Here is a 21,066-nt window from a genome sequence, read left to right on the forward strand (position 1 = left end):
AAAAAATTGGGGCTTGGATGGCTACGCCTCCCAAGGCAAAACTGTCATGCACTGTCAATTCTCGGCTGATCGCCGAGTCGGTTTGCTAACCGATCCACAATCGTATCACCAATTTGCAGCGACGAGGTGGCGGCAGGCGAGGGTGCGTTGCAAACGTTGATCACTCGATCGGAATCCAGAATCAAAAAGTCATCAATCATCGCACCATCCTCTGCGACTGCCTGTGCTCTCACACCTGCCGGCGCCGATTCTAAGAGGCTGCCGTCGATTTCTGGTACCAAACGCCGGAGGGCACGCACGAAAGCGGCTTTACTGGCGGATCTCCAGATCTCGCCGACGCCCACGCGCCAATATTGTGCGGCCAGCTTTAGGAAGCCAGGGTAGGTGAGAGATTCGAATAAGTCGTTGAGATTGACATCCGTCTTGCGATAGCCCTCACGGGCAAAGGCCAGGACCGCATTGGGGCCGCATTCCACCGTTTTGTCGATCATGCGGGTGAAGTGGACACCCAGGAAGGGGAAATTAGGATCGGGGACCGGGTAGATTAGATTGCGGCATAAATGAAAGGCGGATGGCTTCAGCTGATAGTATTCGCCGCGAAATGGAATGATCTTTGCCTTGGGATCTGCGCCGGTTAGTTTGGCGATCCGGTCGGACTGAAGCCCGCTGCAGTTGACCAGCAATTGACTCGAGAACTCTCCTGCCGTGGAACTGACGACGATCTGATCAGCTCGCTGGTCAACGGCAATAACGCGGGCGGAGGTGATGATTTGATGGCCGTTGGCTGCCAATACTTCTGCAAGACGTTGGCAGACTTTCACGTAATCAACGATACCCGTTTCTGGGACATGAATGGCTTGGATACCAGCCACATGTGGTTCCAGTTCTAGGAGGCGTTCCCGATCGATCCTCTCACATTGCACATGATTCTCTTTTCCCCGTTCAAGAATTTTGTCCAATGCGGGAAGTTCGCTTTCATCGATTGCCACGATTACCTTGCCGCAGACCTCAAAGGGGATTTCATGCTCTTCGCAGAATCGCTGCATGGCCAGTTTTCCCTGGCGGCAGTTGGTTGCCTTTAATGATCCCGGGCGGTAATAAATTCCGGAATGCAACACGCCCGAGTTGTGCCCGGTTTGATGATGGGCCAAGCTCGATTCTTTTTCCAAAACCGTGATGGATCGATCTGGGTAACGCCGTTGCAGTTGATAGGCTGTCGCCAAACCGACGATGCCTCCGCCAATCACTATTACATCGCTTGATTGCATTCCTGATTCTCTTCTGGGGAATGGGCAGCGTGGGTTCGTCTAACCGCCAGGTTGTTAAGGTCGATTGCTGTCAGAACGCCGGACCTGACGTCCGAAGTTGACGGCCTAGTTTGTCTTCGACGCTTTTGACTTTGCTACTCAGGCGATCGCCGGCGCCCTTGCGAAAGTCGAGCTTTGCGGAGCAGCTGATTCGGTTGCAGTCTTGGCTCATCGCGGTCAGGCATTGTTTAAATACGTTTAGGATTTGATCAATGTCGCCTTCCACCAGCGTACCCATTGCGTGCAGTTGGTAGTCGACACCGCTCTTATCGATGATATCAAGAGTTTGGGCAACATACCGACTGACACTTTCTCCTTGACCGAGTGGCGTCATACTGAATTCCATCAAGAGCGTGTCCCTTGGACCGTTTTTTTCGTGCATTTATCAGCTCCAGAGTCGTGGCTTTATTGAAAACTGGGGTTGTCTGGCCCATGTCAAACTTGTTGAAGTTTTGGGCCAAGCCTATACTTGACAGTGTCGGCGAGCGCTTCCGTCGGCCGGCAAGGATTCGCTGCCACTCCAACTAAACCTCATTGGATTCCACCGAAGGAGGCATCTCAATGATCTCGCGTGTCTTAAGACTGACGGCTCCGTGGCTGTTTGTGTTCACCGTCTTTTACGTTAGCCTACCTGCGACTTACGCCGCCGACGAGCCGGCCGTGACGGGAAAAACAGAATCTGAGACTCCCGCTGAAACTCCCGCTGAAACTCCCGCTGAGACTCCCGCTGAGACTCCCGCCGAGACTCCCGCTGAAACTCCTGGGAAAGATGGATCCCCAGCCAGCCAAGACGTTCAGTCAGACGCTGGGGAAGAGCGTTCGGCAGAGGCTGCCTTGGAGGTCGCTGACGAAGAGTTTTACGAGCTGATCAAGCTGTTTTCGGACACCCTGGATCAGGTCGAGCGGAACTATGTGGAAGAGATTAGCCGCCGGGAATTAATGGAAGCCGCCATTCGAGGCGTGCTTGGTAAGCTCGATAAATACTCGAATTACATCCCGCCAGACGACCTCGATAACTTCAAGACAGGTGTGGAGAATCAGTTTGGAGGAATCGGCATTCGTGTTCGCATGCAGGACGATAAATTGACAATTATTACGCCACTTATCGGGACTCCAGCCTACGAGGCTGGGGTACTGGCCGGCGACCACATCGTCAAGATCGGCAACGAAGATACAGCCGGGATGAGCCTCGAAGAGGCGATCAAGAAGATGAAGGGTGTGATCAATTCAGCAATCGAAATCTCGGTTCGCCATGCTCACAACAGCGAGGTTGAGAGCTTTACACTCCGTCGGGAGATGGTTCAGCTCGAGACGGTGTTAGGAGATCATCGCAACGAAGATGACAGTTGGGATTTCATGTGTGACGACGACGCGAAAATTGCCTATGTTCGGCTGACGTCGTTTAGTCGACGTACCCACCGAGACCTTCGTCGTGTCATTCAGCAGCTGTCTAATCGAGGTTTGAAAGGCCTGATCTTAGATTTGCGGTTTAATCCGGGCGGGTTACTGACTTCGGCTGTCGAGGTTTCCGACTTGTTTCTGGACGATGGGACCATCGTCAGCACGGAAGGGCGAAACACGCCAAGTCGCAAGTGGACCGCGAAAAAAAGTGGAACGTTCAGCGAGTTTGACATGGCGGTCCTGGTAAATCGGTACAGTGCAAGTGCTAGTGAGATCGTGGCTGCGTGCCTGCAAGATCACGACCGAGCCACCATTATTGGGGAAAGGACGTGGGGTAAAGGCAGCGTGCAAAATATCATCGAGCTCGAAGGTGGTCGAAGTGCCCTCAAGCTCACGACAGCCGGCTATCTGCGGCCCAGCGGTAAGAATATCCACCGCTTCGATGGTGCCAACGACGAGGATGATTGGGGAGTGCTTCCCGAGGACAGTAATCGAGTTCGCTTTAGCACCAAAGAGATGAACGAGTTGTTGGCTTATCAGCAAGAGACAGACATCGTCGCACGCCAGCAAGCAGCCGAAGAGGCGGCGAAAGAAGCGGACGAGTCCGAGCAGGACTTTACCGATCGTCAATTGGAGAAGGCACTCGAACTCTTGCAAAGCGAGATGGTCTCGCGATAATCGGACAGATCTGACGCGATTCGAGGGCGTGTGCTCTTCGTCGAACGGTTTAAATCAGTGAGGTTTCACTCGCCGGTGTTCGAGCTATCGCGGTCCGTTCGTGAAATGCGGTGATGAAAGCAAGAGTGAGTTTGGGTCGTTCTTATGAATCTGCTGATACTCGAAAGTTCGTGTGATGAGTCGGCAGCTGCCGTCGTGACTGACAGTCTGACTGTTCTAGGGGCCGCCGTCGCCTCTCAGGATGAGCTACATCAGCGTTTTCATGGGGTAGTTCCAGAGATTGCGGCACGAGCTCATGTGGAACGCGTATTGCCCGTTATCGACTTGGCTCTTGAAAGAGCGGGGCTGACGCTATCTCAAATTGACGCGATCGGAGTGACGACCACGCCCGGACTGGCCGGTTCGTTGTTGGTTGGTGTGGTAGCCGCCAAGACATTGTGCGTGGCTCTTCAGATTCCGTTGATTGCCGTCAACCACATTCACGCTCACATCTATGCCTGTCGATTGGCCGCAAAAAAGGATCTGTTTCCCTGTGTGGGGCTCGTCGTTAGCGGCGGCCATACCACCTTATTTGATTGTCAGAGCCCGTCCGATTTTCAAGTTTTGGGCGGCACGATTGATGACGCAGCAGGTGAGGCGTTCGACAAGGTCGCGAGCATGCTGGGGCTTCCTTATCCCGGTGGGCCGGCGATTGGGCGAGTTGCGGCGCAAGGAGATCCTGAGTCGCACCGTTTTCCCCGTTCTTTTCTCGCAGATGCCGATCGGCTCGAGTTCAGTTTCAGTGGTTTGAAGACGGCGGTGCGTTACAGCATTGTCGGTCCAGGCCGCCCCGATTTCACTCAGGTGAATCTGAGCGAACAGCAGGTCGCCGATTTGGCGGCCAGCTTTCAAGAGGCGGTCGTTGACTGCTTAGTCGGAAAATCTTTACAGGCTTTGGCAAAGACTGGCTCCAATGTGCTGTGCGTTGGAGGAGGTGTTGCTGCCAATCGGCGTTTGCGAGAGCGGCTTGAACAAGAGATCAAGAGCGCGGGTGTGGAGCTGCACATCGCTCCGATTGAATTGTGTACCGACAACGCAGTCATGGGCGCGATCGCTGTCGAACGCCTACGTGCCGGCCAGTTGGAGAGCTTGGACTTGGATATCTTGCCCGGTTTGGTTCGTTGAACGCGGGTGACTAGAATCCAGCGCCGAAGCCACCAATACCACCGACTCCGCCTGCGCCAGTACCGCCACCACCTTGATCGGTTGTTTGACCAGTGACGTAGTTGAACGTTTGAACATCACCCACGGTCGAAAACATCAACATACCGGGCGAGAAGCGTACATAGCGGCGATCAGCCGAGATCACAGCAGTGGCCCCCATCATATTGGCACCTTCCGGCAAAACGGTCAGCTGTGGTTGGAAGCCCACCGCCGGGTTGCGGATGAGTCCAGCCAGATTACCGTCACGGCGAGCACGAGCGATTGCAAGATTGGCAACCGCTTCGGAGCCAGAAACAGAACTTAGCTGTTGGGCCAAAATTCCTCGATTGACGACTGCTTGATTCTTTACGACGCTTGCAATTTGTTGTTCTGTGAGCGATTCTTTGCGTCTTCCGTCATTGACTTCGAAGACGACGATTGCATCTTTGTCGGACAGCGGAATCTGCTGGTGGATGTGTTTCTCATTCGAAGTGTGTCGATTCACGTAGATGTCGACCGTGATTTTTCCCGCAGTCACGTCGCCCCAGATGCGTCTTACCAACATGCGGTATTGGCCGGAAAAGCCTTCGGGGCAAACATAGGTTTCTGACATCACGTCTTTCTTCTCTGTATTGGCAAATCCATCACCCAACAGGACGCCACCCGCAGGGGTGCGTTGATTGTAGAGTGAGCAGACTGAGCCAGACGGTTCTTCGACGAGAATATCGATATCGGCGTCACCGGTCCAAGTCACTCGAACCATGCAGTCGCGAACGATGGCACCACTAATCGCCGCTCGGAACTCTTTCGCCTTGTCAGGATCTGACTTCATTAGATCCTTGAGAGTTGCTTGAGCGAGGGTGACCGCTTTTTCTTGGATGTGGCGATGTTCCTTGGGCCAAGCGTGTCGCAGGATGTGGGTTACTGCCCAGCGGATTCCATCTGCGTCATTTAGTTTTTGTGCCAGTTGCAACCCTTGTACGTAGGGCTCCGGTCGAAGTGGCGCCAATTCAGCCACTTCCTGGTAAAGCTTTAGTGCTCGAGCATGAACTCCCAGTTGAGCCATGTAGGCAGCCGATATAAGTGCATCATTGGGATCAGTCGTCAGGTCGATGCTCGAGGTCAACGCTCGCTCAACGTCCGCTTCGGGGGCGCCTTGAGCTTTCATGGCCAGCCCCAATGCTTCGTACATCCAGGGACGGACATAACCGGCCCGGAGCGCCGCTTCAATGATCGTTGTAACTTCTTCGAATTGTCGTGATGTCATTCGGTCTCGTAAGGTCCTCCGGATCGCTGCATCGTTAATCTGTTGCTCGTCCTGCTGGAAGAATTCGTCCCAAGCATCGGACTGACTCTGGCCGTCGCGAACTTCCAGTTCAATCGCTTGGACTCGGACCGTGTTGGGCTTGTTGAGGCGAGGGATGAACTTGCTGTCAGTGGTCTTGGTCGTGCCGAGCGTCAGCGTGTCCTCGACGTCGAAGAAGCCGCCACCCATGCCGCCCATGCCGCCACCCATGCCGCCACCCATGCCACCCATCATGCCGCCACCCATGCCGCCACCCATCATGCCGCCACCCATGCCGCCACCCATGCCGCCCATCATGCCGCCACCCATGCCGCCCATCATGCCCATGCCGCCGCCCATCATCGATTGGATAGGCAGGACAAGATCAGCCACGGGATAGACTTTGGTGACCAAGCGAAGTTCGGCTTCGTCGGGGGTGGTGATTTGCAACACTTCGTCCTCAATGACATAAGTCAGGCCGAGGTCTTTCAAAATTAAGTTAAGAGCCGATTTGAGTTTGATTCCGCTCAGCTGTTTGGATATCGGAATGTCAGTGGTGAGAGCGGCCTCTTCCAAAGCTCGATTGTCGATCTCAATTTGAATACCGTGATACTGCTCCAGATAGGTCATCGCATCGGAGAGTGGTTCATCCAGGAAGTCGATCTTCGTGTCGGATTCCAGTGCATCCAGAATCCTTTGTTCGGCACTGCCCGTCTTGGCAAAATCGATTTGTGCATACTTTTGACGCCGATTGGTCAAATCCTGCCAAAACTCGGGGTCCGGGTAAACGATCGGTTCGTTATCGGGAAACGGGACTTGTGAGCTGTCGATGTCATACATCGCGTCGAGGAATTTCTGGCGTTTCAACGCCACCAGCTGCATTTGCTGATCATAGGCGGTGGCCAAATGAGCCTTGACGACTGTCGCATTCGTGGCGACAAGATTTGGATTCGTGTCGTAAGCATTGAGCGACGCTTCGACAGCCAGATCATACCGCCGTTCATCAAGTCGTGCGTTGAAGTGATCGATGTAGGTTACGACGAGAGCATCGTCTCGCTTTGCCAAGTCAAGCAGACGTTGTCGCTCCATTGCCTGAGCTCGGTTCGCTCGGATAGTTTTGTCTCGTTCATCTTTTTCGATTTTCTGTTGGTTTGCTTGACGCAACGAAGTTTCGATGCGATCGAGCAATTGGGCTCGAATGTCCGCATCGAGATCAGGGGCCTGATAAATTGACTCACGAAGCGTTTTGAGACTGATGATGGCCGCATTCGGATCGCTGCGAACAATGCGACGGGCATCGGCTAATCCTTGGGTGACATCGCTTTTAACGATCTGAGTTTTCAGCCGACGATCTTCAATTGCCTCATCTAGCAAACCACTCGGTTTTTCCACAGGTTGGAATTCACGCAGAAGCTCTTCATCGACTACGGCTTCAACCACATCTTCCGGAACCAGACGAAGTTCTTCTTCTTGAACCATCAGCGTTTGACCTTGTTTGTCCGCCGCCCGCTTCAAAGTCGCGGCGATCGGATTGGATGGGTCTCGCTTCAGTGCTTCTTGGGCCAGAAAGTTTGCACCGGCAACGTTTCCGGCTGCCAACGCCTGGGTACCAAGTTCGGAAAGCTGTCCGGAGTCCGCCACGGACATGCGGCGAATTTCACGCAAAGCGTCGCTGCCGACTGTCGGTAGGCTTGCCCCACCATCGGCTCGGGCCGAATCAACCAAGCCTGTCAAAAAGGCAAAGTCGTCCGACGAACGTTTCGTGGTTACGTCCCAGCTCATCTGTACCGGTTGCCCGTTGACTTGGCCTGTTATGGCCACTTCTGTCGGATTCGCTTCTCCCTTGAGCGTTCCGATGACGATCGAGTCACGATCGAGTCGCAATGGTGGGAATTGGCTGGGGAAGTTTTCGTTGACAGCAGCACCAAGCTCTCCTTGGCTGGGCCAAATGACTGGTGAAGCGATCGCTTTTGCCAGTTTTTGCCCTGCCTGTTGGCCCGTCAAGTTTGGACCGTCGACCAAGACTTGACCACCACTTTGATTTGCCAAGGCGGCGAGGAGGTGGATGTCCCGTTGCGGTCCAATTGCATAGCTGCTGACACTGATTTGATGGTTCGCAACTTGCTTTGCAAGTTGTGAAAACTGCTTGCGATTGGGTAAGTCTGCATGGCTCACTCCGTCGCCGATGTAAACCAAATGGCGAGGAACGGAAGCGTCTCGTTGAAACAATTTAGGGGAACTGCCGATTCCTTTGACCATGTCGGTGGAACCAAGCGGGGTCCGCTTGCGCAATTTCTGCACAGCCGATTGGGTCTCATCACTGTCAGTTGAGTGAAAGCCTTTTGATAAGGGCACTGTTTTCAGATCTAAAGCGGCAATCTGTACTCGGTCGTTGGGGGCGAGCGAACGTAGGACACTCTCGACGGCTTCGATCGAGTCTTCCCGATATAAGCCAACCTGGCTGGCTGATGTGTCGACCAGAATCAGCACGTCACGCGATTCGGCCGATGGCACAGGATCGGTGGGCTGTACGCTTAGCGCGAAATAACGACTACCGTCGACGTCGTTGAAAGTCATCATTGTGGCGGGCGAACCGGCCATCACGGCAGTAACAGCGGACGCGACGAAAATCGTGACCCCAAACGCAACCCGCAACTGCTTGGACATGACGCGAACTCCCTCGATTAGATGTGAAGAATGGTGGGCTTTCTCTGTTCCCGAAATTTCATTGCGAGGAGCCCACGTCAGTTTTGCCTAACGAAACCGACGCTAACTGAGTTGATACAACCCTAACTCTATCTTATTTCCTAAAAGCTGCTGATGCCACTACGAAAACCGATGTAATGATCGATCTGCCGCTCGTTTGAACCCGCTCCGGGACTCCATAGCCTAATCAAATCTAGGGAAGTGTCAAAGCGTAGGAGTTCTGTAGCGATTAGGTTGGATGTGAAGAATGGGGGCCTGTGTTCACTTGTTTGAACAGGAGTTGGCCAATTCGTGCTGAGGTCGCCGATCGGGCGGGCTACATTTGGATAAAACTGGCTCCAATCGCTTTCTGATGAACCGTTTGCGGCTGGCGGCTGCCGAGCATCGTTGTTTTAATGACCGTCTCAAGTCCCGAATTGAAAAGCCAAACGGTAACGGCTGATAAGAACTTAAAACGAAGAGGAGTTCATTGATGGAATCGCAGTTTTGTTCACGCCGAACGTTCACCAAATTTCTCGCTGCCGGAGCGGGCGCTGCTATCTTGCCGGCTGCGGTTCGCGCTGACGAGAGTAAGCGATTGTTCGAGATTTCGGTCGCCGAATGGTCGATCCACAAATCATTGTTTGCTGGGAAATTGAGCAACCTAGATTTTCCGGCCTTCTGCAAAGAGAACTTTGGCATCACCGCTGTCGAATATGTCAATCAATTCTTTAAGGACAAAGCTCAGGATGAGACTTATCTGGCAGAGCTCAAGAAGCGAGCTGACGATATTGGTGTGAAAAGTTTGTTGATCATGTGTGATGGCGAAGGCAATCTGGGTGATGCCAACTTGGCGAAACGGCTCAAAGCGGTAGAGAATCACTACAAATGGGTTGAGGCGGCCAAGTTTCTTGGCTGTCACTCGATCCGCGTGAATGCGGCCAGTAGTGGGAGTTACCAGGATCAAGTTTATCGAGCGGCGGATGGACTGCGGGCATTGACGGAATTTTCTGCTCCTCACGACATCAACGTGATTGTCGAAAACCATGGCGGTCTCTCGTCCGACGGAAATTGGTTGGCGGAGGTCATGGAAACCGTTGACCTGCCTCGTTGTGGAACCTTGCCGGACTTTGGCAACTTCAACATCGGTGGCGGAAAAACGTACAACCGTTACCTGGGTGTGCTGCAACTTATGCCGTTCGCAAAAGCGGTAAGTGCGAAAAGTCACGACTTCAATGCGGATGGTAACGAGACGAAAACTGACTATTTGCGGATGATGAAAATCGTACTGGATGCGGGTTATCACGGTTATGTGGGTATCGAGTACGAAGGCGGCAAGCTCAGTGAAAAAGATGGAATTCGTGCGACGCAAAAATTGTTAGAGCGAGTTCGAACGGAGCTGTCCTAGGGATTGCGAGTTGCTCGAAGCGCTACGGCACGGGGCGGATTGCGTTTCGAGCTGCGTGTGAGATTTTTGCGCTTCGAGCTGCGGGTCGCTTGGTTTTGAGCGGGCTACGCTTCGCCTGCGGTCCAACGCACGACACGACCATCGTCTTTAAACCAAACATTGCGTTGGATCTCATCGGTCTTGAGGCCAAGTGCTTTGGGACGTTGAACGCCGGGGAGAACGAGAACATCGTAAAGTTCTTCCACGATGCCCTCGAATTTCAGCCATTCCACCGTGCGGCCCGTGTGGAGGTCAACCACTTGCAATCCACAGAGAGGTTGGGTCTGACGTTTGCTCAACTCATCGTCGAGGGGTAACCCGGCAAACGTTTTTTGCCGGGGGCGGGAAAGGCCGACGAGAGCGTAATTCTCATGAAAGGCCAGTCCCCTCGCATAGCCGGGGCAAAATTCGATCCGTTCGAAACTTCCGTCGCGAGGATCAACCCGGCCCAGATAACCGTGGCCGGAATCCAGCAGCCAGAGTTCATCACCGCGAATTCGTGGGGAGTGAGGCATCGACAGCCCTTGCGTGATTGTTTCATTGCGTTTGACGTCGATAACGACCCCCCCATGGTCTCGCGTTTTACGCCAGCCATTTCTTGTGTTTGTTTGACTGCAGGCGGTGACAAATCGCGGCTCTGTTTCATCACACGCGAGGCCGTTGAGGTGACAGCGATCTTCTGCAGCAAGTTGGCTCACAAAGGGCGGTTGCCAAATTGGCTCAAAACTCAACTCCTCACTAGCGCGAGCGAGGCAACTGAATAGCGTGCTCACAAAGACCGGCTGGCGATTCTTATCCACGGCCATGTCATGGGCGTCGATGTCTCCAGTCGTTTGAGCCAGAGTCGGCACGAAAAGTCGATCATAGCCGTCTTCAGATACGGCTCCTGATGCGAGCACATTGTCGAGACGCCAGAGCTGATAGGCGGCGGCTAACCAGATGGTTTGTGAGTCCGACCAAAGCCCCATACAGCGATTGAACGTTCGCTCGAATACGGACAGCCGTCCATCCGTTTTGGTCCCTAGCAAAAATAGCTTGCCGATCTGGTAGGTGCTCAAGGCCAAGCTGATATTGGATGAACGTAGCCACGCGGCAAAACCTGGTGAGGCAAAGATTTCGAATTTGGGTTGGTTCATGCCAAGGGCTCACTGGTCCTTCACGTCTGGAGGGCGTAAACCCCTATCATGCTCTTGTCTGCATTACACCGCAACAACGGTTGCGTGTCAGACTTTTGCAAAATGGGGTACTGGCGAGGATTGGCGTGGAGATACTCCGGATGAGAAATCTTACCGTGAATCAGAACACCATCGATGATCACGATGAAGCAGGTCGCTTCTGCTTCGCTTGAGCATCACTGTCTTGTAACAGGATGGCTGCGGCCAAGTCGGAAGAGATGGTAGCAGATGGTGTGGCGGCCAATTCGAATTGGCCACCTTGAAAAGCAGCTACGAGGTCGCCCGAATCGAATTCCCCATCACAATTCCAGTCACCCTGTGACCAGCGTGAGTTGCCGGGGATATTGTCTTCGTATTGGCCCGCTTGGAATACGAGAACCAGATCGGCTGTCGTAAATAATCCGTCGAGATTGGCATCGCCGGCGGAGGTCTGCAGAATATCGCGAATCATCGATTCCAAATCGGCCGGAGTGATCAGCCCATCGGCATTAAGATCAAAGAGGGGGTCGGGATCTTGGGCTTGGATTGCCGCACAAAGTAGCGCGATGTCGGCGGCGTCGACGCTGCCATCACCGTCGAAGTCGCCTGATGTGCTCAGGTTCCGGTAGAGGGACAGCTTGCTGTCGTAGGCGGACGCGGACAGAATGTCCATATCCGCATCACCATCCATATCAGCCACCGTGACTTCGAATACTCCCGCCACATTCCCTTGGGTGACAAGATGATCTGAGAAGCCTTCACCCTTGCGCTCAAACCAAACAACCTGCGAACTATCGGCGATCACGATATCGTCGATACCGTTTCCATCGACGTCGGCGATGGCTAACGCTTCGGGTTCGTTGAATCCAACGGCAATATCTTGAGGCTCGCTGAAGACTTTGTTTTCGGTCTGCTCAATCCAAGACAGAATTCCACCAGTTGCATTGGTTCCGAATTGGGTGGTCACTAAATCAAGGTCACCATCGTTGTCGAGATCGGTTGCTTCGACGGTCACGGAGCCTTCGCGGATTGCAATCGTTTGTGTTGAGCTGAAGGAGCCGTTCCCATCCTCGTTTTCATACCAAGCAATTTTCCCGTCTCCGTATGCCGCGCTGAGGACGTCGATGTCACCGTCGCCATCCAAATCCGCAGAACTGACCCATTCCGCCGAAATCGCCCTTCGCGTCAATATTTGGAGGCTGCCAAAGTTGCCTTGGCCATCTTCATTGCGATACCAGGCGATAATCCCGTCGATCGCAGAAGCGGACAGAACATCAATATCACCATCACCATCCAGATCTGCAGTATGAAGATCAATCGCCCCATTGCTGCGGCGTGAGATGATCTGTTGGGGACCGAAGTTGCCCAAGCCGTCGAGGTTTTCGTACCACGCTATCTTGTCGTCGCCAAAAGATGCCGAAATAGCATCCAGATCACCGTCACCGTCCAGGTCTGCAGCTCGAACTGTTTCCACTCGACTAGCCTGAGTCGTGATGATCCGAGCCGCTGTGAAATGTCCCGTTCCGTCGAGATTCTCGTACCAAGCAACTTTGTTGTCTGAGTTGCTTCCGGCTAATACGTCGAGATCTCCATCCCCGTCAAAGTCAGCGGTTGCGATCGAGCCAAGTCCGACCGGATGCGTCAAGACGGGCTGCGGAATTCCAAAGGCTCCGTCTCCATTGTTGGAAAACGAGGAGACCCGGTTATCGTCACTGGATGCCACAATCACGTCCGGAGTACCATTTCCATCGAGGTCGGCGATCGCAATCGATTCAGGACCGATTAGCTTGTCAGAAATGATCTTTCCGGTCGCGAACAGACCTTGCCCGTCCGTATTCTCATACCAGCTCGTGTTGTTGCTTGGGTAATAACTTGACGCCGCGACGACATCGTTATCCCCGTCGCCATCCAGATCTGCGACGGTAATGAATCTTGCTCCTTCGGCCGATGTGGAAAGCTCCCTTCGTGAGCCGAACGTGCCGCGTTCATCAAGGTTTTCGAACCAAGCGACCATGCCTTCAAACGTGAAGGCCGTAAATACATCGAGGTCGCCATCCCCATCAGCATCTGCCAAGGAAATAGCTTCCGGACCATTCGTGTTCGTCGAGATCGTTTGCGGTTCGCTAAAGCGGCCATTTCCTTCGTTGGAGAACCAAGCGACCGTGTCATCAAATCGGAAGGCGACCGCTACATCCGGTCGCCCGTCTAAGTCAATGTCACCAACGCGTAGGTGTCTGGGACCGGCGATTGATGCTGATATGATCTGTTGCGAGTCAAAGTTTCCCTGCCCGTCGTTCGCGTACCAGGCAACCTTGTTGTCGAGCCAAGATCCGGAGACAAGGTCCAGATCGCCGTCAGCGTCAAAATCCGCCGCCGCCAGTGTTCGCACCCCATCGGTTTCTGTGGTGACAGTCACCAGATTGTCGAAGTTGCCATTCCCCAGATTTCGGTACCAAACGATGCGATCGCTACCGTAAGCCGCAACCGCTACGTCGTCGTCACCATCACCATCAAAGTCGGCTGCAATTAACTCACGAATCAAAGAGTCGTCAGAGCCAGGAATTGAATCGATCGAATGTTGCACAAAGCGATCCGCACCACGGTTTTCGTGCCAGGCCACTTTGCCGTCTCGAAAGGAGCCGACGATCAAGTCGATATCACCGTCTAGGTCAACATCAGATGGGACGACCGACACGGGACCATCGGCCGCCAAACCGTCAATTAGCTCCTGATTGCCGAAGGAGACTGCGGCCAGCAAATGGCGTGTTTCTAGCAGCTCCAATGAGATACGACGAAACATGGACTGCTTGCGCGCCGATCGCCAATGTGGTCTCGATTCCCGCACGCGTAATTCCTCTAACGATCGGATGTACCGACCCTTATCGTCGGTAGCGAACATTGGAAAAGCCCGCCGTCGATCATACTCAGCGGGTACAGTTTCGGCAAACTTTCTTAGCCGGATCTTTGACGACCACGAAATTCGCCAGAATTTTCCGCTCGAGAAGGCTTGCTCACTTTCCGCCGCAAGCTTAACGGATCACCGGATGAAGACGCTCTCCCAAGTAGAAAAGTTTGAGAAAAGGGGCGTGCCGTTTAGCCGGCTTATCCGCTTCGGAAATCTGCGACACGAAATCGGCACGCCAAAATCTGACGGTTTCGGTAGCGTGCCATCTGAGCTGCTCTGATTGGTCAAGAGTTGCATTGGAATTTGAGTTGGCGTCCGAGAAAAGCGGGTGGCCCTCCTGATTTCCGCCCCCCTGATTTCATCTCGCCAGGCAGGATTGCGAACTCGTGCGGGTTGACTTTCTGAACGACACGGACGCACGGCGTGAGCCGATTCGTCACTCGCGTTTTCCGATGTAGTCGATTCGTCCAGCTCGCGGTTTCATCATTGATGTTGCAAATGTGACGATTGACTCACCGTTGCGCCGTAATTTAATGAATGAAACCGACCAACGTCATGAGGCCGTCATGTTTCATTGGGCCCGTCATCTCCGCTCGCGATTGCTGAAGGTGAATGTTGTAAGGACGTCAGACGCGCAAACCGCGATTCAGACTCGTAAAACGGGATCGTAGGTTGTCGGCGAACCTCAACTAACCAATACTGCCTGTGTCAAATCTTTTTCTGGTAAACGCGAGTGGCGGCGATGAATCGGCTGAATCAAGAACACACGGGTTCGACTCCAGGTGGTGACACTGTGCGGTGGGTGGCGAAAGCCGCCTGGCTAGTCCGGCTACGTTGGGTAGCCGTAGCGGGCCAATTGGCAACGATCGTCGTGGCCGTGTTTGGTTTGCGAGTCTCGATGCCGATGATTCCCCTGTTGAGCATCGTCGGGTTCACCGCACTGACCAACGTATTCTTGACTCTCGCGTTGCGACGAATGGTGGCCTCTCGGCAATCGCGTACCGTCTTACTGAGCGGAGACACTCTGTTGGCGGCGATGATGGCCATTGATTTGCTGTCGCTCACAGGTCTGTTGTATTTCGCAGGTGGGGCCACCAATCCATTTTCAGTTTTTTATCTCGTGAATCTCACGCTCTGCGCCGTGATTCTGCCGGAAAGGTGGGGGTGGTCTCTGATGGCGGTGGCGGTGGGGAGTCTGGCCGCCTTATTGGCTTTTCACGTGGATGTACCCGAGTTGCGGAGCGGCGCAGCGAGCGCCCAGCGCGCGAGTCTTAGTGAGTGGGGCCAACTTGTTGCTATGACCACCTGCGCATGGGTAATCATCCTGTTTGTAAAACGTGTAATCCACCAGCTCGAGAAGACGCAGGCCACGTTGCAACGGGTTGAATTAGAACGTTCTCGGAGCGAAAAACTGCAGGCCCTGGGTACCCTGGCTGGTGGGGCAGCGCACGAACTTGCGACGCCGCTCTCGACGATCGCTGTCATCTCGAATGAGATGGCCCGCCATCTGCACGACGGCGACACGACGTTGGCGGAGGATGTGACGTTAATTCGCAGCGAGGTCGACCATTGTCAGACAATTCTGGCGAGGATGACCGGTCGCGCCCGGCAAATTACTGGTGAAGAAGTCACTTGGCTAACGGTGGATGAGTTGATTGCCATGACACTCAACGAGCTGACCTCAGCCGACAAGGTAAGCGTTTTGCTGAGTGATGAAGTGTCAAAGCTGAAACTGAGTGTTCCCTGTGAAAGCTTGGCTCAAGCGTTGAGAGGTTTGATTCAAAATGGTTTGGATGCCACGGCTCCTGAAAGTTCTGTTGAGTTTTCGATTGTTGCCGCAGGCGATGGTGTTCGCATGGTCGTCCATGATAACGGACCAGGCATGATGGCCGAAACGTTGAATCGGGCTGGAGAGCCTTTCTTCACTACGAAGGAGCCGGGGCGAGGTATGGGGTTGGGGCTCTTTTTGGCTCGGAGTGTGATCGAAAGACTCGGCGGAACACTCCACCTTGACTCGTCGCCCGGGCAGGGCGTCACGGCGATTTTGGAGCTTCCCTGTGGTTTACCTGCTGCCGGTTAAGCTTGACCTTTCTCGTTTCTGGTAGTTGTTTTCGGGACAGAAGCTCCAATAGTCTGTTAGCCCAAAAATGGGGGGGGGCAGATGGAGCTAGGCAGGCTAAAATGCGACAATTTGCCGCATGTTTCCGACTCTTTAAGAGTGATAAACTTAGGATATGACTACCGATGATAAATCAGGCGAAAGATGACGCTTTCTCCGGCATAGATCAACCGGTGGGGCGCGACGAGGCCGGAAAACAGGGTGTTTCTGGAAAACGGCGACTGCTATTGGCCGATGACAGTCAACTATTTCGAGAGCGACTTGCCCGAGCTTTTCGGGAACGCGGCTTCGACGTGCAAGCAGCTGAGGATTACGATCAGGCCATGGAGTTGGCGCGTTTAAGTCCACCGGACTTAGCTGTCGTCGACCTAAGAATGCCAGGCCGTTCCGGCTTGGAATTGGTTCGCGATCTTCTCAAGCTGAATTCCTCCACACGCGTGCTGATCTTGTCAGGGTTCGGCAGTATTTCGACAGCCGTCGAGGCAGTAAAGTTGGGAGCGGTAAATTTTTTGCCGAAGCCCGCGGACGCTGACGACATTTTGGCTGCTTTCGAACGGTCGACCCCAGAGGCGGAGGACGCGCCGACGGAAAACCAAGACGTGCCGTCGCTCGCTCGAGCAGAATGGGAACACATCCATCGTATCCTTGCCGACTCCGGCGGTAACATTTCGGAAGCCGCTCGCCGGTTAGGTATTCATCGAAGGTCGCTTCAAAGGAAATTGCGTAAACGAGCACCGGATTAAGCCTTCGCCATGACGATCAACTTGTCGATTGTTGCACCAAACGTTCAAACAACTCCCGTGGGTGCTCGGGTGGACACCAAGTTGTCTTGGCATCCGCCAATCATTGACGGAGCATTGCTCGAGCAACAGCAGCGAGCTCGGCGAATTGCCGACATGATTGTTGAGTACCGAAACGTCGACTTGACAGCTCCCGAACTACGTCTTCCTTTCGTCGCCGATCACGACCCGAAACTTCGTTTGGATGCATCCGCGGAACGCTGGCTATTTCTGACCCTGAACGCCGAGAAGCAACGGCTTGATGAAGGTCGTCGTACTCTTTGCACCGAACATCCCGACCTGGCTCTGCTTGAGCAACTTGAGGGACACCATCAGCTTGCCACTGCTGTGCGAAGACATCTGGCTGAGGTCTTCTTCAAACTGGCAGTGTCGATCGCACGAACCTTTAACAACTCGGGTCTTGAGATGGACGACTTGGTTGGCCAGGCTTGCGTGACGTTAATTCGTTCGATTGAGTTGTTTGATCCGAATCGAGGATTTCGCTTCAGTTCGTACGCAACCCGGGCAATTCGCACGGAATTGAGTCGTTTTGTGGTCAGGCATCGAAAACGGTCTCATGTTTCCATGGAGCCAAGTGACCTGAACGGCGTTCGCGACGGGCGAACAAGCGTTGCCGAACAGCTCCTGCGAGGAAGAGCCGTTTCAGCACTCGACTTGATGCTGCAGAATCTAGAGCAGCGAGAGGCTCACGTCGTCCGCTCACGTTTCGGTCTGAATGACGAACCTGGAGGCTGTTCGTTGCAAACACTGGCTGACGAGTATGGAGTCACTCGAGAGAGGGTGCGACAGCTCGAGCGACGAGCGTTGAAGAAACTACGCGAAATGGCGATGGCTTCCGAGCGTCGGAGCGCCTTGGAAGCGATGGTCGACGGCTAGGGCTGAACGAGCCTCAATTCGTTCAATCAGCGGCCGCCAGCCAGTTTTTTTGGGGGTGAGCATCAACTTTCGGGGACGCTGCTGGCTTTAAACGCTAAACTGGGGACAGAAGCGTTTACTCTCCTGCACTTTTTTCTATTGCACCACCATGTCTTACCTGCAGAATCTGATGGTTCTTTTTATGCTTCCGACCCTGGTTCTGCCAGTCGTTGCGCAAGCCGTCTCCGATCTGGAGCATCATCCGGATATTGAAATTCAACTGTTCGCGTCGGAGCCAGACGTGGTTGATCCGGTGGCTTTAGATTTTGCCGCGGATGGGAGTTGTTTCGTCGTCGAAATGCGAGATTATCCATACGGCTTTGGTGACCAACGTCGACCGGGTGGGACGATTCGTCTTTTGAGAGATACCGATGATGATGGACGGGCTGACCAGTCAGTCCTGTTTGCGGAAGATTTGAGTTTTCCCACTTCGGTGATGGCGTGGAAGCAGGGGGTGTTGGTTGTTGCACCACCCCAGGTTATTTATCTCGAAGACACCGATGGAGATGATCGATCGGATCTGCGTCGTGTGATGATTGATGGACTGGTTCGCGGCGTCACGGACAGCAATGCGAACAGCTTGCGCTTTGGGTTTGATAATCGAGTGCACCTTGCCAACGGCGGTAACGCAGGCCAGGTTTCGTTGCCCGGTCGACCCACAAAGTCGGTGACGCTTGGACGGGCTGATTTGTCAGCCGACTTTGACGCAGAAATCCTTTCTCGAACTCGTGGTACAGGCGGAGGGTTTGGTCTGTTATTCGATGCTTGGGACAATCGATTTACGACCTACAACATTGACTATCTGCAGCAGCAGGTGCTGCCCCTTGAACTACTCGAATCACGGCCTGATTTGCCACGTTGGGAGGTGACCCACAATGTTTCTGATCACGGGCCATCGGCTCGTATCTTTCCCATTGTGAAAGCTCAGACGCGCGTCAATCATCCGGAGCAAGCAGGGCACTTTTCTTCGGCTGGCGGGATGGGCTTGATTCCAGCGGGGACGATTTTCAAGACGCTTGGCAATAGCATCTTTGTTTGTGACGTTGTTTGCAACTTGGTCCATCGAGATGTGTTATACGAGAAGGGTCCGATTTTCGGGGCCCGGCGAGCACCGGAAGAGACCGATCGAGAGTTTATCGCGAGTCGTGATCCGGATTTTCGCCCCGTTGGCCTCGAGCACGGTCCCGACGGTGCTCTGTATTTGATGGACATGCAACGGTCGGTGATTGAGCATCCTGACTACATTCCTGAAAAAGTGTTGGCGAAAATGGATTATCGCGAGGGTGAAAATCGAGGTCGAATTTACCGAATCATCCCACGTGAGAGGTCCAAGTTGCCGCCCCAACAATTGGCGAACATGGCAGAGGAAGGCTTAGTGAAGAGTCTGGCTTCTATTCATCCATGGGTAAGGCGAACAGCACAGCGGTTGATTTGGGAGCAACGTACGGATACGACTGCGGCGACCGTCCGAAAGCACGGTTTGAATTCGGAGTCACCAGAAGCACTTGTCCGCAGTCTTTGGCTGTTGGAGGGGATGGGGCAGCTTCGAGAAGCCGAGCTATTAGTCTCGCTCGTCGATTCATCGCACGGCGTTCGTCAAAATGCGGTTCGGCTTGTTGCGCGTCATCCTGAACAGTGGCCGGAGGCCGTCAAAGCATCGCTCGACCGTCTTCAAGACGATCATCCGCACGTGCGGTATTGGGCCGCCATCGCAAGTCGCCATGCCGTGATCCGCGAAAAGCTGCAGCCGCTGGCTGAGATGTTGATGAAGGATCAGCGGTATGAATGGTCTCGTCGAGCCGTTTATGTGGGGGCGAAGGGCGGATCGTTACCCTTGCTGGCGCTGATTGTTGATGATGCTGAATCGGCTCAGCCGAACGAGGAACGGAGGCTCGTGATTCGTGAACTGGCCGCTGTCGTCGCTGCGGGGCTGACCGAGCAAGATCGCCGCGAATTTGTTTCTTGGATCAAAAAGAATTCAAAAATGGCGCCCTGGGAAACCCAGCAGGAAGTGCTGCATGGCTTGCTGGTCGGTTGGCAGCGACGTCCGGAATCTCGCTTGCCGTCCTCCGTTTGGAAGCCGCTCCTGGATGATTGGCGGCCTGATTCCAGGGATCTTGATTTGCCTCTGTTTGATCTCTATCGGCAAGCAGACCTGAAAGCGCCTGCTGTGCTCGTGGCCCGATTGGAGCAGGCGACGTTACTCGCTGATAAAGTTTCGGCTGAACTTCCCCAACGATTGGCGGCAATCGAGGTGCTCGCTCGCTTACCCGGCACGACCGTAACCGATCGTTTGGCTCGATTACTGGAATCGAATCAGCAATCGCAGATTCAACTCGCTGCCCTGGCATCGCTTGAATCGCGACGTGAGCCGAGTACGGCTCGGACGATTGTCAAAAACTGGACACAATTGCGACCGGCGAATCGAACTAAAGCGATCAACATCTTGTTGTCTCGGCGAGATTTCCAATCGGCATTGTTGTCCGCCGTCGAGCAGGCTGAAATCGATGTGAGTGAATTGAATCTCGATTTGGAGCAACGTCGGACCTTGTTGCGATGGTCGACTCCGAAAATTGCTAAGCGGGCTGCTGAGTTTTGGGGGGATGAGGAGTATAGCAATCGGAAACAAATTGTGAGCCAATGGCTCGATTTACTCCCGCCCGACGGAGATTCTCGTCACGGAAAGGAAATGTTTGTCAAGCACTGCGCAAACTGCCATCGAGTCCACGAACTTGGATCCCGTGTGGGCCCTGAGTTGACCGCCCAATCGCATCGCAGCGTCGAGGATTTGCTTTCTCACATTTTGGACCCGAACATGGCCATCAATCCGAATTATGTCACGTGTGTGGTGGAGACGGTTGATGGTCAGGTTATGCAGGGATTGTTGGCGGATGAGGACATCAATGGTATCACCCTGGTTCAAGCCGAAAACCGTCGGACGACCATTCCCCGTCAGCAAATCGAGCAGCTGCAAATGCTCAAGACGTCGCTCATGCCGGAGGGCTTGGAAAAACAATTGTCTCCCGCTGATTTGCGATCGCTGATTTCGTTCTTGCAACAAAAGTAATTTCACTGGCAGATGAGTCTGCCGATCGCTTCGGGCCTTTTCTCGCGACGCCAGATCTGTCATCTTGGAAACTTGCACGGATGCGCCCGCCACACGGGCCAGTGCCAAGTGGAATCATTTA

Annotated in this window: 12 protein-coding genes; 7 read left to right on the top strand and 5 right to left on the bottom strand. The window is 53.9% G+C overall.

Going from position 1 to position 21,066, the window contains the following annotated elements; translation table 11 throughout:
- Window positions 1–44: 44 nt before the first annotated feature.
- Together lhgO and P8N76_10220 are read right to left on the bottom strand one after the other, a co-directional pair.
- Window positions 45–1,268, bottom strand: coding sequence for an L-2-hydroxyglutarate oxidase (lhgO, locus tag P8N76_10215; protein MDG2382035.1), 1,224 nt, complete (start codon window positions 1,266–1,268; stop codon window positions 45–47).
- 70 nt (window positions 1,269–1,338) lie between these two features.
- Window positions 1,339–1,689, bottom strand: a complete 351-nt coding sequence (locus P8N76_10220) for an MTH1187 family thiamine-binding protein (GenBank protein MDG2382036.1) — start codon at window positions 1,687–1,689, stop codon at window positions 1,339–1,341.
- Between the two features lie 179 nt (window positions 1,690–1,868).
- Here P8N76_10220 and P8N76_10225 point away from each other — a divergent pair, with 179 nt between their 5' ends.
- Window positions 1,869–3,386 (top strand): S41 family peptidase, encoded by a 1,518-nt coding sequence (locus P8N76_10225; GenBank protein ID MDG2382037.1) that lies wholly within the window; start codon window positions 1,869–1,871, stop codon window positions 3,384–3,386.
- A gap of 144 nt (window positions 3,387–3,530) precedes the next feature.
- Window positions 3,531–4,550, top strand: coding sequence for a tRNA (adenosine(37)-N6)-threonylcarbamoyltransferase complex transferase subunit TsaD (gene tsaD / locus P8N76_10230; protein ID MDG2382038.1), 1,020 nt, complete (start codon window positions 3,531–3,533; stop codon window positions 4,548–4,550).
- Window positions 4,551–4,560: 10 nt separating this feature from the next.
- Here tsaD and P8N76_10235 read toward each other — a convergent pair whose 3' ends face one another.
- A complete protein-coding gene (locus P8N76_10235; protein MDG2382039.1) occupies window positions 4,561–8,520 on the bottom strand; it encodes a hypothetical protein in 3,960 nt (1,319 codons plus the stop codon).
- A 511-nt stretch (window positions 8,521–9,031) separates the two neighbouring features.
- Here P8N76_10235 and P8N76_10240 point away from each other — a divergent pair.
- Window positions 9,032–9,946 carry a sugar phosphate isomerase/epimerase gene (locus P8N76_10240; GenBank protein ID MDG2382040.1) on the top strand — a complete coding sequence of 305 codons (915 nt, stop codon included), beginning with the start codon at window positions 9,032–9,034 and terminating at the stop codon, window positions 9,944–9,946.
- A 104-nt stretch (window positions 9,947–10,050) separates the two neighbouring features.
- On the opposite strand, the gene P8N76_10245 is transcribed toward P8N76_10240, so the two are convergent.
- Window positions 10,051–11,121 carry a TIGR03032 family protein gene (locus P8N76_10245; protein MDG2382041.1) on the bottom strand — a complete coding sequence of 357 codons (1,071 nt, stop codon included), beginning with the start codon at window positions 11,119–11,121 and terminating at the stop codon, window positions 10,051–10,053.
- Window positions 11,122–11,299: 178 nt separating this feature from the next.
- Window positions 11,300–13,939 carry an FG-GAP-like repeat-containing protein gene (locus P8N76_10250; protein MDG2382042.1) on the bottom strand — a complete coding sequence of 880 codons (2,640 nt, stop codon included), beginning with the start codon at window positions 13,937–13,939 and terminating at the stop codon, window positions 11,300–11,302.
- Window positions 13,940–14,786: 847 nt separating this feature from the next.
- Here P8N76_10250 and P8N76_10255 point away from each other — a divergent pair.
- From P8N76_10255 to P8N76_10270, 4 genes are all read left to right on the top strand, one after another.
- Complete coding sequence (locus P8N76_10255) at window positions 14,787–16,124, top strand: ATP-binding protein (protein MDG2382043.1); 1,338 nt, start codon at window positions 14,787–14,789, stop codon at window positions 16,122–16,124.
- 164 nt (window positions 16,125–16,288) lie between these two features.
- Window positions 16,289–16,906, top strand: coding sequence for a response regulator (locus tag P8N76_10260; GenBank protein MDG2382044.1), 618 nt, complete (start codon window positions 16,289–16,291; stop codon window positions 16,904–16,906).
- Window positions 16,907–16,915: 9 nt separating this feature from the next.
- Window positions 16,916–17,839, top strand: a complete 924-nt coding sequence (locus P8N76_10265; GenBank protein MDG2382045.1) for a sigma-70 family RNA polymerase sigma factor — start codon at window positions 16,916–16,918, stop codon at window positions 17,837–17,839.
- A gap of 181 nt (window positions 17,840–18,020) precedes the next feature.
- The gene (locus P8N76_10270; GenBank protein MDG2382046.1) at window positions 18,021–20,945 is read left to right on the top strand and encodes a c-type cytochrome; all 2,925 of its coding nucleotides are present in this window, start codon (window positions 18,021–18,023) and stop codon (window positions 20,943–20,945) included.
- The last annotated feature ends 121 nt before the right edge of the window (window positions 20,946–21,066 follow it).

The sequence above is a fragment of the Pirellulaceae bacterium genome (assembly GCA_029243025.1).
Taxonomy (GTDB): domain Bacteria; phylum Planctomycetota; class Planctomycetia; order Pirellulales; family Pirellulaceae.

What these genes read in the sequence shown, in the direction of transcription:
- lhgO (MDG2382035.1), bottom strand. Translation starts at nt 1,268, where the DNA reads ATGCAATCAAGCGATGTAATAGTGATTGGCGGAGGCATCGTCGGTTTG.
- P8N76_10220 (MDG2382036.1), bottom strand. Translation starts at nt 1,689, where the DNA reads ATGCACGAAAAAAACGGTCCAAGGGACACGCTCTTGATGGAATTCAGT.
- P8N76_10225 (MDG2382037.1), top strand. Translation starts at nt 1,869, where the DNA reads ATGATCTCGCGTGTCTTAAGACTGACGGCTCCGTGGCTGTTTGTGTTC.
- tsaD (MDG2382038.1), top strand. Translation starts at nt 3,531, where the DNA reads ATGAATCTGCTGATACTCGAAAGTTCGTGTGATGAGTCGGCAGCTGCC.
- P8N76_10235 (MDG2382039.1), bottom strand. Translation starts at nt 8,520, where the DNA reads ATGTCCAAGCAGTTGCGGGTTGCGTTTGGGGTCACGATTTTCGTCGCG.
- P8N76_10240 (MDG2382040.1), top strand. Translation starts at nt 9,032, where the DNA reads ATGGAATCGCAGTTTTGTTCACGCCGAACGTTCACCAAATTTCTCGCT.
- P8N76_10245 (MDG2382041.1), bottom strand. Translation starts at nt 11,121, where the DNA reads ATGAACCAACCCAAATTCGAAATCTTTGCCTCACCAGGTTTTGCCGCG.
- P8N76_10250 (MDG2382042.1), bottom strand. Translation starts at nt 13,939, where the DNA reads ATGTTTCGTCGTATCTCATTGGAGCTGCTAGAAACACGCCATTTGCTG.
- P8N76_10255 (MDG2382043.1), top strand. Translation starts at nt 14,787, where the DNA reads ATGAATCGGCTGAATCAAGAACACACGGGTTCGACTCCAGGTGGTGAC.
- P8N76_10260 (MDG2382044.1), top strand. Translation starts at nt 16,289, where the DNA reads ATGATAAATCAGGCGAAAGATGACGCTTTCTCCGGCATAGATCAACCG.
- P8N76_10265 (MDG2382045.1), top strand. Translation starts at nt 16,916, where the DNA reads ATGACGATCAACTTGTCGATTGTTGCACCAAACGTTCAAACAACTCCC.
- P8N76_10270 (MDG2382046.1), top strand. Translation starts at nt 18,021, where the DNA reads ATGCTTCCGACCCTGGTTCTGCCAGTCGTTGCGCAAGCCGTCTCCGAT.